This window comes from Mycobacterium sp. PTI7 (genome assembly GCF_056679845.1).
In genome coordinates this window covers 5,673,211-5,686,034 of record NZ_CM155252.1, presented here as the reverse complement: position 1 = coordinate 5,686,034, position 12,824 = coordinate 5,673,211, and the positions used below count along the sequence as shown (strand labels likewise).

General features: G+C 69.8%; 13 protein-coding genes. 6 read left to right on the top strand and 7 right to left on the bottom strand.

Annotation, left to right across the window (positions count from 1 at the left end; genetic code table 11):
- Positions 1 to 45: 45 nt before the first annotated feature.
- The 5 genes from AC1MEY_RS27330 to AC1MEY_RS27310 are packed head-to-tail and all read left to right on the top strand — an operon-like array spanning position 46 to position 5,260.
- Positions 46 to 825, top strand: a complete 780-nt coding sequence (locus tag AC1MEY_RS27330; RefSeq protein ID WP_480228459.1) for a WecB/TagA/CpsF family glycosyltransferase — start codon at positions 46 to 48, stop codon at positions 823 to 825.
- Complete coding sequence (locus tag AC1MEY_RS27325) at positions 815 to 1,744, top strand: glycosyltransferase family 2 protein (RefSeq protein WP_480228458.1); 930 nt, start codon at positions 815 to 817, stop codon at positions 1,742 to 1,744. The genes AC1MEY_RS27330 and AC1MEY_RS27325 overlap by 11 nt, the downstream gene beginning before the upstream one ends.
- The gene (locus tag AC1MEY_RS27320; protein WP_480228457.1) at positions 1,741 to 3,009 is read left to right on the top strand and encodes an oligosaccharide flippase family protein; all 1,269 of its coding nucleotides are present in this window, start codon (positions 1,741 to 1,743) and stop codon (positions 3,007 to 3,009) included. The genes AC1MEY_RS27325 and AC1MEY_RS27320 overlap by 4 nt, the downstream gene beginning before the upstream one ends.
- 8 nt (positions 3,010 to 3,017) lie before the next feature.
- Positions 3,018 to 4,400, top strand: coding sequence for a tyrosine-protein kinase domain-containing protein (locus AC1MEY_RS27315; RefSeq protein WP_480228456.1), 1,383 nt, complete (start codon positions 3,018 to 3,020; stop codon positions 4,398 to 4,400).
- Positions 4,400 to 5,260 carry a glycosyltransferase family 2 protein gene (locus AC1MEY_RS27310; protein ID WP_480228455.1) on the top strand — a complete coding sequence of 287 codons (861 nt, stop codon included), beginning with the start codon at positions 4,400 to 4,402 and terminating at the stop codon, positions 5,258 to 5,260. The genes AC1MEY_RS27315 and AC1MEY_RS27310 overlap by 1 nt, the downstream gene beginning before the upstream one ends.
- On the opposite strand, the gene AC1MEY_RS27305 is transcribed toward AC1MEY_RS27310, so the two are convergent.
- Positions 5,223 to 6,326, bottom strand: a complete 1,104-nt coding sequence (locus AC1MEY_RS27305) for a class I SAM-dependent methyltransferase (protein ID WP_480228454.1) — start codon at positions 6,324 to 6,326, stop codon at positions 5,223 to 5,225. The genes AC1MEY_RS27310 and AC1MEY_RS27305 overlap by 38 nt on opposite strands.
- Positions 6,327 to 6,340: 14 nt before the next feature.
- Here AC1MEY_RS27305 and rfbC point away from each other — a divergent pair, with 14 nt between their 5' ends.
- Positions 6,341 to 6,892 (top strand): dTDP-4-dehydrorhamnose 3,5-epimerase, encoded by a 552-nt coding sequence (rfbC, locus tag AC1MEY_RS27300; RefSeq protein ID WP_480228453.1) that lies wholly within the window; start codon positions 6,341 to 6,343, stop codon positions 6,890 to 6,892.
- Here rfbC and AC1MEY_RS27295 read toward each other — a convergent pair.
- The 6 genes from AC1MEY_RS27295 to AC1MEY_RS27270 form a co-directional block, all read right to left on the bottom strand.
- Positions 6,876 to 7,910, bottom strand: a complete 1,035-nt coding sequence (locus AC1MEY_RS27295; protein WP_480228452.1) for an NAD-dependent epimerase/dehydratase family protein — start codon at positions 7,908 to 7,910, stop codon at positions 6,876 to 6,878. The two genes, rfbC and AC1MEY_RS27295, sit on opposite strands and share 17 nt — an antisense overlap.
- Entirely contained in the window at positions 7,907 to 8,575 is a 669-nt protein-coding gene (locus AC1MEY_RS27290) for a PIG-L deacetylase family protein (protein WP_480228451.1), read from the bottom strand. The genes AC1MEY_RS27295 and AC1MEY_RS27290 overlap by 4 nt, the downstream gene beginning before the upstream one ends.
- Positions 8,572 to 9,366 (bottom strand): glycosyltransferase family protein, encoded by a 795-nt coding sequence (locus AC1MEY_RS27285; protein WP_480228450.1) that lies wholly within the window; start codon positions 9,364 to 9,366, stop codon positions 8,572 to 8,574. The genes AC1MEY_RS27290 and AC1MEY_RS27285 overlap by 4 nt, the downstream gene beginning before the upstream one ends.
- Positions 9,363 to 10,619 carry a class I SAM-dependent methyltransferase gene (locus tag AC1MEY_RS27280; RefSeq protein WP_480228449.1) on the bottom strand — a complete coding sequence of 419 codons (1,257 nt, stop codon included), beginning with the start codon at positions 10,617 to 10,619 and terminating at the stop codon, positions 9,363 to 9,365. Before AC1MEY_RS27280 ends, AC1MEY_RS27285 begins: the two co-directional genes overlap by 4 nt.
- Before the next feature lie 176 nt (positions 10,620 to 10,795).
- A complete protein-coding gene (regX, locus tag AC1MEY_RS27275; protein ID WP_480228448.1) occupies positions 10,796 to 11,482 on the bottom strand; it encodes a two-component sensory transduction protein RegX in 687 nt (228 codons plus the stop codon).
- 56 nt (positions 11,483 to 11,538) lie between these two features.
- A complete protein-coding gene (locus AC1MEY_RS27270; protein ID WP_480228447.1) occupies positions 11,539 to 12,723 on the bottom strand; it encodes a sensor histidine kinase in 1,185 nt (394 codons plus the stop codon).
- Positions 12,724 to 12,824: the final 101 nt, after the last annotated feature.

Here is a 12,824-nt window from a genome sequence, read left to right as displayed (position 1 = left end):
AATTTGCACGTTAATAACATGGCAAACATCGACACGGAAAAACCTGTGACTGACTTCAAAGATCTCGAGCTGAGCACCGCACGCGAGTGCGTCCTGATCGGCGGGTTGCCCTTCGAGGTGACCGACATGGACACGGCAGTCGAGGACGTCATCGACATCGCCGCGGACCGCACGCCCACGGGCGTGGCGGTGCGCCTCTCCAACGCCTACTGCGTCGCGCTCGCCAGCCAGGACCCCGAGTACCGCGAGATCTTCGACGGGCCCGGCCTGACGTTCCCCGACGGCGCGCCCGTCGCATGGGCGATGCGCAGCAGGGCCCGCGACCCGGAGAAGACCGGCCGCGTACGCGGTCCCTCCTTCTTCGTCGAGGTCCTCGACCGCGGCCGCAAGCGCGACCTGCGCCACTTCATGCTCGGCGCCACCGACGACGTGCTCACCAAGCTCACCGACGAGGCCGAGGCCCGGTATCCGGGCGTCAACATCGTCGACTCGTACTCGCCGCCCTTCGGCCCGGTCGAGGAGTCCATCGACGAGGCGTGCATCGAGCGCATCGCACGATCGGGCGCCGACATCATCTGGATCGGGATGGGCACGCCGAAGCAGGACTTCGCCGCCGCGATCCTCGCCGACCGACTGCCCGGCGTCTTCGTCGGCGTCGGAGCGGCATTCGACTTCGTCGCGGGATCGGTGCGCGAAGCGCCCAGGTGGGTGCAGAACTCCGGCTTCGAGTGGTTCTACCGGCTCTGCGCCGAGCCGAAGCGGCTGTGGCGTCGCTACCTGTTCGGCAACGCCCGCTTCGTCATGGCAGTGCTCCGTGGCCGGTGACGGCTGGGGCGAACCCGTCCTCAGCGTCGTCCTGCCGACGTACGACTCGGCGCACACGCTGGGCGCCGCCGCCCGCAGCGTGCTCGGCGGCAACACCGTCGCCCTCGAACTGATCGTCATCGACGACGGCAGCACCGACGACACCGCGGCCGTGCTCGCCGAGCTGACCACCGATCCCCGGGTGCGCGTCATCTCCCGGCCCAACCGGGGCCTGGCCGCGTCGCTCAACGAGGGCATCGCCGCCGCGCGGGCCCCGTTCATCGCCCGCATGGACGCCGACGACGTCTCGGCCCCCGGACGGTTCGACGCCCAGGTCGAGTTCATGGCGGACCACCCCGACGTCGTGCTCGCCGGCGGTCAGATCCGCCGGGTCATCAACGGTGTGGCCGAATCGTCGTCGCGCTTCCCGCTCGACCACGACACGATCGTCGCCGCGCTGCTGCGCGGCCAGCACGCGGTGTGCCACCCCGCCGTCGTCATGCGCCGGTCCGCGCTCGACCGGGTCGGCGGATACTGGGACGAGGGCGTCGCCGAGGACTGGGATCTGTTCCTGCGACTGTCCGAGGTCGGCGAACTCGCCAACCTCGACCGCCACGTCCTCGACTACTCGTTCCACGGCGGTGGCATCAACGCCTCGAGCATGGTCGCGGTCCGCACCAACATCGGGCTCGCGGTTCGCAACCACTACCGCCGTACCTGTGGGCTCGACACCCTCAACGTCCGTCGCTACCGCGAGGACCTCACCGTCCCCAAGCGCATGAAGATCCGCGCCGAGAGCCTCAGCCTGGGCCTGTACCGCCGGTCGATGCAGGCGGGCACGTCGAGCAAGACGGCGAAGACCGTTCTGCTCGCCGGTGCCGCGCTCAGCTGGCCGCCGTTCGCCGTGCGCCGCATCCGCGAGACTGCGCACGCGTCGTGAACGCCCAGTTCGCCTCGATCCTGTCGGCGCGCATCCTCGCGAACGTGCTGCAGGCCGTCAACGTCATCGTCCTCGCCCGGGCCGTGGCCCCCTCGGACATCGGCATGACGTCGGCGATCATCGGGTTCTGCATGGTGCTGTTCACCATCACCGACTTCGGGCTCTCGACGCTGATCTCGAAGTCCTATGCGCGCGAGGACCACGTGATGGTCGCCTCCGCCCTGCGCTTCACCACCATGACCACCTGGGGCTTCGGGACGCTCGCCTTCGCCGTCGGCCTCGGGCTGTCGGCCGGCGACCTGATCCCGCTGTCGATGACGGCGCTCATCCTGTCCGTCGCGATCGACCGGTGCGTCGAGTACCGGCTCAGCGTCCCGATCGCGGCGGACTCGAAAGTCGTTCCCGCGTCGTCGATCCTGCTGCGCCGTGGCATCCAGTTCCTGATCTTCGTCGCGCTGGTGATCGGCGGGGTGTCCGCGCTGTGGGCGTACTGCCTGGCCCAGCTGATCGGCGCGCTCGCGGGCTACGTCCAGAGCACCTACTTCCTGCGCTCGCGCGTGGTGAAGATCGCGGATCGTCTGCCGTGGCGGACGGTGCTGACGAACTCGTACGCGTTCTTCGTCAACAGCGTCACCGCCCAGATCACCACGCTCGACACGTTTCTGGTGTCGCTCTTCTCCGGCGCCCACAGTGCCGGCCTGTACGCCGCGGCCTCGCGCGTCACCAGCCCGCTGATCCTCATCCCCGGCACGCTGGCCTCCACCGTGCTGCCGCCCGCGGCGCGCGCCACGCCCGCGCAGGCGCGCAAGATCGGTGTCCGGCTCACGATGCTGCTGCCGGTGGTCCTCGCGATCGCCGCGCCCGCAGGCTACTTCGTCGCCGAGCCGCTCTGCCAACTGCTCTACGGCGCCGACTACCGACCCGCGGGCCTCCCGCTGACGGTGCTCGTGGTCGGCATCCCGTTCGCGATCCTCGCCGCCGCACTGAGCGCCATCCTGCAGGCGCAGGGCAACGAGCAGTTCGTCGCCAAGGTCGGCGTCGGCTTCGCCGTCGTCTTCATCAGCGCCATCGGCGTCGGCGGACACCTCTACGGCGCGTTCGGCGCCGCGATCGGCGGCTGCGCGGCCGCCGCACTGAACTGCATTCCGCTCGTGATCAAGGTCTTCGGGCTACGCGACGCACCCGAGGCGGCCGACCACCGTCCCCTCGGAACCGCCGACCTGGCAGCAGCGCCTGCCGTCGGCGCAGGGACATCGGAGAAATAGGAGCACCCATGACAGATCTGCACGAGCGCATCCAGCCTGCGCCCCCGCCACCGTCCGTCGCCGCCGGCGACGAGGCGGGCGCCCCGACCGGGCTGCTCGACTTCGCCCGCCTGGTGGCCCGCCGCTGGATCATCATCGCCACGGCCGTCGTCCTCGGCGTGCTCGGCGCGGGCGTCGTCTCCTTCCTGGCGCCGCCCGAGTACCACAGCTCCACGCGCGTGCTCGTCGGCACGTGCGCCGAGGGCTCGATCGAACAGGCCTACCAGTGCGGCATGTTCACCAAGGACCGTGCGCTGTCCTACGCCGCGCTGGTGACCAGCGACCTGCTGGCCCAGCGGGTGGTCGACGACCTCAAGCTCGACCGCGACGCCGGTGACGTCGCGGGCAGCATCGCCGCCGCCGCCGAGCCGGAGACGGCCCTCATCGAGATCACCGTCACCGACCACGATCCCACCGAGGCACGCCGGATGGCCGACTCCGCGGCACGCCAGTTCGTCCAGATGGTCGGCACGGTGGAACTGCGCAACACCGGCCTGCAGAACAACCCCTTCACCAACCTGACCGTGGTCGAGGCCGCCAAGGCGGCGTCGAAGACCGGGTCCACGACCGCGATGAACCTGCTGTTCGGTGCGCTCGGCGGCCTGATCGTCGGCCTGATCATCGCCATCGTGCGGGATCGCCTCGACAACAAGGTGCGCGGCGCCGGCGACGTCGAGGGCGCCGGCCTGCCCGTGCTGTCCGAGCCGCCGCACGCCGTGTCGGTGCCGTGGACCGACGGCGACCAGCGCGTCGAGGAGTTCCGCCGGCTGCGCATGTCCGCGGCCGGGTCCGGCCAGGTGCTGACGGTCGTCGGCGTGCACTCGCAGGAGGCGGCGTTCTCCGCAGCGGTCGACCTCGGCCGCGCGGCCAGCGAGTCGGGCGCCCGCATGCTGCTGGTCAACGCAGACATGCGCAGCGGCCAGAACTTCGGCACCGTGCCGTCCAGCCACCAGGGCCTCGCGGACCTGCTGCGCGAACCCGAGATGACGATCGAGGTCGCCGAGCGACTGCCGACCTGGAACACGCCGGCCGTCCACATCCTCGGCGCCGGAACGGTTCCCGCGGGCACCACCGCGACCTCGCTGCTCTCGTCGGGCCGGCTGCCCAAGGTGCTGGAGTCGCTGCGCCAGGAGTTCGACCTCGTGATCGTCTATGCTGCACCGGTACTCGACGCTGCAGACGCGTCGATCGTGGGGGCCGCGTCGGACGGTGCACTGCTGGTCGTCGAGGTGGGGGAGAATTCGCGCGAAGACGTCGCCGCCGCGGTGGCGACGTTGCGCGGGACCGGGGTCAACGCGCTCGGCGCGGTGCTGACCCGCAGGACATCGAAGGTCAGACGCCTGGGGGGCTGATGAACGATCTCATGGAGAACACCCGCACACCCGCTGTCTCGCTGTGCATTCCGGCCTACCAGGCCGAACGGCACCTCAAGGAGACGCTGGACGCCGCGTTCGCGCAGACGTTCCAGGACATGGAGATCGTCGTCCTGGACAACAACACCACCGACGGCACGCGACGGATCCTCGCGGAGATGCGCGACCCGCGTCTGCGGGTCGAACGCAACGACAGCACGCTGTCGATGCCCGACAACTGGAACCGCGTCGTCGACCTGTGCCGCGCACCGCTGATCAAACTGCTGTGCGCCGACGACCTCATCGACGAGACGTGCGTGGCCGATCAGGCCCGCGTCCTGATGGACGATCCGGACGTCGCGATGGTCGCCTGCAAGACCGACCTGCTCGACGACCGCGGCCTCCCGCTGCGCCGATCCACCGGCCTGCGCCGGCTCATCGGCCGCCACGACGGCAGGACCGTCGTGCGGCACGTGGTGCGCAGCGGCGGCAACCCCATCGGCCCGTCCGCGGCAGTGACGTTCCGCCGCGCCGACTTCCGCGCGGTGGGCGGCTTCAAGGGTGACCTGCTCTACCCGATGGAACTCGAACTGTGGACGCGGCTGCTGCGCCAGGGCGACTTCGTGGGGCTCCCGACGCCGTCCGCGGCGTTCCGCGTATCCGCCGACGGCGCAACCACGTTCACCTCGGCGAAGTCGCAGTTCGATCAGCAGGTGGAGCTGAGCAAGCGCATCAGCGACGACGCCGCCTGGCAGGTGCGCTGCTCGGACCGGCTGATCGGCTGGGTCGGACGCGCCACCATGCAGGCTCGGCGCAGCATGCTCATCGCACAGTCCGGGCGGCGATCGACTCATCGGTGACCCAGCGGCCGGCCAGCTCCGGGAAGCGGGCCGAGACCTCGGGCAGCAGGTCGGCCAGCGTCAGCACCACCACGTCGGGGTCGGCGGCGACGAGGTCCGCCGGGGACGTGATGGGGATGTCGGTGCCCGGCATCCGGCGGCCCTGCTTGGCGGTCGACGCGTCGGCCACGCTCTGCAGCAGGCCGCGGTCGAGTCCCGCCAACGCCAGGAGGGCCACCGCGCGCGACGCCGCGCCGTAGCCGTGGCAGCGCCGCCCCGCGGCGCGCTCGCGTTCGAGGTAGGTCCGCAACGCCGTCGCGTGATGGTCGGCGGCGGACTGCAGGGTCGCCAGTCCCGCGGGCGTGGCCAACGCTGCCTCGCCCGCCAGCATCCGGTCGATCTCCGGGTCGCGCAGCGCGTCCCGCGTGGAGCCGCGGTGCACGGCGGCGACGAGCGCGGTGCCGCCGTAGAGGCCGAAGTGCCACACGGCGACGGCGCGCATGCCCGCACCCGTCAGCAGGGCCTCCAGCGCGGGCATCGAGTAGTACGCGAAGTGCCCGTGGCGCAGCGCATTCCACTGACCGGCCGAGGTGATCGCGCCCAATTCGTGGTACTGGACCAGCAGCACGCCCTCTGGCGCGGTGGCGGCGGCCCGCTCGGCGAACGCCGCCCGCTGATCGGGTTCGTGCATGATGCCGAAGCAGTCCAGCACCACGTCGGCGGGCCAATCGGTGACGGTCATGCCGCGGTCGGCGAGCAGCGGCAGCCAGCTGCCGCCGTGCGGACTGCCGAACTCGCGCACCGACGTTCCGGTCAGCCACCCCGCGTCGGCGACCCTGCCCACGGCGTCGAGCGCCTGATCCACCAGCACCCGGGGTTCCACCCCGCGGGGCTCGCTGGTGACCGTGTCGTCGTCGGCGAGTTGGGCCAGCCCGCACACCGTGCAGAGGTCCATCGCCAGCGGGTGGCTCGTCTCGCCCGGCTCGACGGGCGATCCGGCCGGCGGGAAGTGGTCGGCCGCCGGTACCTCGCCGAGATCGAGGACGCGGTGCAGTCCCCCGGCCCCACACGCGCGGCAGGCACTCATGCGACCATGACCGCGTGCGCATCGAACCGGCCGGACTGTCGGGTGTGATCGTCCTGGTCCCCGAACCCTTCCACGACGACCGCGGACTGTTCACCCGCACCTTCGACGCCGACGAGTTCGACGGGTGGGCGGGTGCGGGCACCTCGGCGCGCTTCGTGCAGGACTCCCAGTCCCGCTCGCGCCGCGGCGTCATCCGCGGCATGCACGGCAGGCGCGGCCGCGGCGAGGCGAAGCTGGTGCGGTGCGCGCGCGGCGCCGTCCACGACGTCCTGGTCGACATCCGGCCGGATTCGCCGACGTTCGGCAGGCACGAGGCCTTCCGGCTCGACGACGAGGAATTCCGACACCTCTACGTCCCGCCGGGATTCCTGCACGGCTTCCAGGCGCTGACCGACGAGGCCGACGTCTGCTACCGCATCGACCGGCCACACGACCCGGCGGAGGACGTCGGGGTGGCTCACGACGATCCGGATCTCGCGATCGACTGGCCGCACCCCGTCGGCGTCGTGTCCGCTCGGGACGCCGCCGCGGGCAGCTGGCGGGATCTGGTCACACTGCTGCGCTGACACGGCGCATCGCCTGGTCGATCGCTCCGGAGGATCGCAGCGCCTCCAACCGCGCGAGCCGGGTGAAGCCGTTGTCGAAGGCGTCGCGCGTCAACCCGAACGCGGTGTAGGCGTTGAACAGCTCGCTCGCACCGTCGGCCACCGACCACAGCGCCTCGAAGCCCAGTTCCGTTCGCGCCCTGCTGAAGTCGACGCGGTAGGACCGGGGGTCGGATCCGCTCTCGCCGGTGATCAGCAGCTCCGCCGCGGGAACCGTGTCGCAGACGGCGTCGGCGATCTGCGCCACGGTGAGGTTGTTGGCCTCCGTGCCCACGTTGTAGGCGCGCGCCGAGACGACGTCGGCGGGCGCCTCGAGGCACACCTGGAACGCCCGCGCGATGTCGACGGCGTGCACCAGCGGCCGCCACGGCGTGCCGTCCGACAGCACCCGCACCACGCCGGACAGCACGGCGTGCCCAACGAGGTTGTTCAGCACGATGTCGGCGCGCAGCCGCGGGGAGAAGCCGAAGGCCGTGGCGTTGCGCAGGAACACCGGGGTGAAGGCCGAGTCGGCCATCGCGGCGACGTCGCCCTCCACGCGGACCTTGCTGATCGCGTACGGCGTGATGGGATGCAGCTCGGCATCCTCGCCGACCAGGTCCTGCCCCGCCGCCCCGTACACCGAGCACGTCGAGGCGTACAGGAAGCGGCGTACGCCGGCCTCCTTGGCGGCGGCCGCCAGCCGCACCGACGCGTGATGGTTGATGCCGAACGTGATCTCGGGATCGAGCGCGCCCAGCGGATCGTTGGACAGCGCGGCGAGGTGCACCACGGCGTCGAACCCGCGCAGGTGTTCGGCCGTCACGTCGCGCAGGTCGACCGCCAGATTCGGCGGGTCGTCCGGGAGGGGGCCCAGCACGCAGTCCGCGAAGTAGCCGTTGTCCAACCCGACGACGTCGTGGCCCGCCTGTCGCAGGATCGGGACCATGACGGTGCCCAGATATCCCTGATGGCCGGTGACCAGAACCCGCTGACTCATCTGCTGCCTCCACTGCCGTCGTTACCGAAAGTCACTGATACCTTGTCCACCACGAACGCCTCGGCGTGCGGGCTGCGGCACTGCACGCCGCGCAGCCGGGACAGCCCGAGGAACGACAGCTCGTCGAACCAGTCGCGGCTGCGCTGCGAGGGGTAGTGCTCGTGCAGGAGCTTCACCTTCTCCTCCGCGGTCGCGGCGTCCAGGCCGTGGAACACGGTTGGGGTTGGGGTGTCCGTCTCCCACTTGAGGATCTCGTAGCCGAGCGTCAGATGGTCCCGGAACTCCGTGGGGACCAACTCGGCGAGCGTGCGGTGATCCTGGTGCGCGTCGTGGCGCTGGGTCGCGAACACGACGTCCGGCTCGCAGGTGCGGCGAAAGTCGCCCAGCGCCTGCTTGATCCGGTCCCAGTGCTGCGGCGCGCGGCCGTCGGGCAGATCGAGGATCGTGGCGGTCACCACGGCGTCCGGACAGAACGCGGCCAGTGCCGCGCGTTCCTCGGCCTCGCGGTCGGTGCCGCCACCGCTGAGCACCAGCGCGTGCACCCGCAGGCCCGGGTTCGACCGGGCGAGCGTCAGCAGCGTCGCGCCCATGCCGATCGCGATGTCGTCGCAATGCGCTCCCAGCACGGCGATCTCGCCGACCTCGGCGGCGCTCAGCGAGATCACGAGGGAACGGGTTCCTTGGCGTGCTCCCACAGCATCCACGGGCGGTCGCCACGCGCATAGCCGGAGTCGAGTTCGGCGCGCTCCTTGAACGTGTCGGCCGGCTTCCAGAACCCGAGGTGCTTGTAGCCGTGCAGCTTGCCCTTCTCGGCCAGCGCACCGCAGACGTCCTCCACCAGATCGCAGTCCTCGGTGAGCATGTCGAGCACCTGGTTGGACAGCACGAAGAAGCCGCCGTTCTCCCAGATCGGGAGACGCGACACCGGCGTGATGCCGGTGATGGCACCGGTGCCCTCGATGTCGACGCAGTGGAACGACGACTGCGGCGGCACGATCAGCATCGACGCCGCGGCGCCCGACTCCTTCACCTCGTCGATGATGTCGTTCATCGGTGCGTCGGTGAGCACGTCGGAGTAGTTGGCCAGGAAGTACTCCTCGTCCTCGACGAAGCTCTTGACGCGTCGAAGGCGCTCGCCGATCGGCGATTCGGGGCCGGTGTCGACGAACGTGATCGACCAGTCGCTGATGTCGGAATCGAGGAGTTCGACCTTCCCGCCGCGGATCACGAAGTCGTTGGACACCGATTCCTGGTAGGTCAGGAAGTAGTTCTTGATGTGTGCCGCACCGTAACCCAGGCACAGGATGAAGTCCTTGTGCCCGAAGTGCGCGTAGTAGCGCATCACGTGCCAGATCAGCGGCCGCGGCCCGATCATCTGCATGGGCTTGGGGATGGAGTCGTCATCACCGTTGCGCATCCGCATGCCGTAACCGCCGCAGAACAGGACGACCTTCATGGCGTTTCTCCTTCTCGGTCCCCGGCGGCCGGGGTGACGACGTGCAGGGTCGGTAGCGGGTAGACGAGTTCGGCGCCCCACTCGGCGGTGTAGCCCAGCTGGGCGGTGATCTCCGCCTCGAGGTTCCAGGGCAGCACGACGATGACGTCGGGCCGGTCCTTGTCGAGACGGTCCACGGGATGGATCGGGATGCGCGTGCCGGGGGTGAACCGGCCGTGCTTGTAGGGGTTGCGGTCCACGACGTATTCGATGAGGTCGGAACGGATTCCGCAGTAGTTGAGCAGGGTGTTGCCCTTGCCGGGCGCGCCGTAGGCCACCACCCGCTTGCCCTCGGCGCGGCGGTCGAGCAGGAAGCGCAGCAGTTCCTGCCGCTGCCCCTCGACCCGCCGCTGCAGGCCGACGTAGCCGGCCACGTCGTGCAGGCCCGCGTCGGACTCCATGGCGAGTGCCGCGGCGACCCGCGCACTCGGTTCGTCGGCGACCGCGGCCGGACGTGCCCACACCCGGATCGACCCGCCGTGCGTCTCGACGAGTTCGACGTCGACCACGGTCAGGCCGGCGGTGGCGAGGGCGTTGATCGCGGACGCGACCGTGTAGTACTGGAAGTGTTCGTGGTAGATCGTGTCGAACTGGGCCTGTTCGACGAGCGCCAGCGCGTGGTGCACCTCGATCGACACCCAGCCGTCGTCGGCGACCAGCGCGCGCAGACCGCGGGTGAACCCGAGCACGTCGGGGATGTGCGCGTAGACGTTGTTGGCCACCACCAGGTCGGCCGGCCCGTGCTCGGCACGCACCCCCGCACCCGTCGCCTCGTCGAGGAAGGCGGTCAACGTCGGCACGCCGTTGGCGACGGCGGCGGCGCCGACGTTGACGGACGGTTCGATCCCCAGGCACCGGACGCCCGCGTCGACGACGTGGCGCAGGAGGTAACCGTCGTTGCTGGCGACCTCGACGACAAACGAGTTCGCTCCCAACTCCAGCCGGTCGACAGCCGCCGCGACGAAGTGTCCGGCGTGCGCGACCCAGCTGTCGGAGAACGACGAGAAGTACGCGTACTCGGTGAAGGTGTCCTCGGGCGTGATGAGCGCCGGGATCTGCAGCAGCAGGCAGTCCGCGCAGAGTCGCAGGTGCAGCGGATAGGTGGTCTCCGCCTGGTCCAGCGCGTCTTCTGCCAGGAACTTCTCGCACGGCGGGGTGGCGCCGAGGTCGAGGACACTCAGTAGTTGGTCGGACTCACACACTCGGCACGACACGCTGGGACGCTTCTCTCCTGGAGTTCACCGCGTGGACTCCAGTCGGGCCCCCGCGCCGCCGTACGCGTGCGCGGGTTCGCATTCCCCCGCAGCGCATGGCCACGGGAGGAAGAGTAGCAAGGTCGAGCTAAGTATGCGAGCGTTGCTGAAATCGCATCGCGCGGAACTTTTGCGAGTCAGCCCTCGAGCTTGTAGCCAAGCCCGCGGACCGTGACGAGGTGCACCGGGTTCGCCGGATCCGCCTCGATCTTGGATCGCAGCCGCTTCACGTGGACGTCGAGCGTCTTGGTGTCGCCCACGTAGTCCGCGCCCCACACCCGATCAATCAGCTGGCCGCGGGTGAGCACCCGGCCACTGTTGCGCATCAGGTACTCGAGCAGGTCGAACTCCTTGAGCGGCAACGTGATCGGATCGCTGTTCACCGACACGACGTGCCGCTCGACGTCCATCCGGACCGGGCCTGCCTCCAGGACGCCGTCGACGATGCCCGACTCGTCGGGATCGGCGCCGCGGCGCAGCACGGCCCGGATGCGCGCGATCAGCTCCCGCGCCGAGTACGGCTTCGTCACGTAGTCGTCGGCGCCGAGTTCCAGCCCGACGACCTTGTCGATCTCGCTGTCACGCGCGGTGACCATGATCACAGGCACGGTGGACCGCAGGCGAAGTTGTTTGCACACGTCGGTACCGCTCATCCCCGGCAGCATCAGATCCAGGAGCACGATGTCGGCTCCGGACCGCTCGAACTCGGCCAGGGCCGAGGGCCCGTCGGACACCACCGTCGCCTCGAAGCCCTCCTTGCGCAGCAGGAACGCCAGCGGATCCGCCAGCGACTCCTCGTCCTCCACGATCAACACACTGGTCATCAGAGAGCCGTGCCTTCCGTTTCGATGTCCTCCACGATCAACACACTGGTCATGGTTCAGTCCTCCGATTGGTCGAGATGATCTGAGTCGTCATCGTGAAAGGGGTAGGCCGGTATCGACAGCGTGAACGTCGACCCGGTGCCCGGCTGACTCCACAGCCGGATGGATCCGTTGTGATTGGCGGCCACGTGCTTGACGATGGCCAGTCCGAGGCCGGTGCCGCCGGTGGCCCGGGAGCGGGCCTTGTCGGCGCGGAAGAACCGCTCGAACACCCGCTCCTGGTCGGCGCGGGGGATGCCGATGCCGCGGTCGGTGACGGCGATCTCGACGTCGTCGCCGCGCCGCCGGCGGGAGATCGACACCCCCGACCCCTCGGGCGAGTAGGCGATCGCGTTGGACACCAGGTTGGCCAGTGCCGTGACGAGCAGCTGCTGGTTGCCGTACACGCGGTAGCCGGTCGGGGCGTCGGTGGTGATCTCGATGTCGGCGTTGTCGGCGGCCACCTTGTAGCGCGACAGCGCCTCTGCCACCACGGTGTCGACGTCGACGGCCTCAAGGTCGGGCAGCGGATCGGCGCCCTGCAGCCGGGACAGCTCGATGAGTTCGCCGACCATGTTCGCGAGCCGGTGCGATTCGATCAGCATCTTGTCGGCGAACCGCTTCACGTTCTCCGGGTCGTCGGTGGACGCCAGCAGTGCCTCGGCCAGCACGCCCATGGCGCCGACCGGGGTCTTAAGCTCGTGGCTGACGTTGGCCACGAAGTCGCGGCGGGTGGCCTCCATGCGGGCGTGCTCGGACTGGTCGTCGACGAAGATGACCGCGAAGCGGCGGTCCTCCTCGGTCAGCAGCCGGACGTGGCCACGCACGTGCAGTCCCGAACGCCCGGGGTGCCGGCGCGACGGCGCCAGGTCGACCTCGACGTCGGCGCCGGTCACGAGGGTCCGTTGCGCGGCGGCCCAGGCACGGTCGTCGAGCAGCCGATCCCGCACCAGGCCCAGCTGACTCGCCTGGGGGTTGATGAAGACGACGTCGCGGTGGATGTCGACCACGACGATGCCCACCGGGGACAGGGCGACGACGTGCTGCAGCATTTCTGAGATCGTGATGCCCGCCTGATCGGCGGCCCGGCGTTCCCGGCGGTCACGAAGACGCGGAACGAGCACCGCTCCCGACGCGACGCCGAGCGCCAGCGCGAGCAGTGCCACGACCGTCGCCAGGGACAGTGCGGACCCCACACTCACGGGCAAAGCGTACGCATTGGGTGAACGTCATCCCAGCAGCGTGCGGCCAATTCGGGACAAGTCACACAGACAAATACAGGAGTTTGGCACCCGTTCACCGG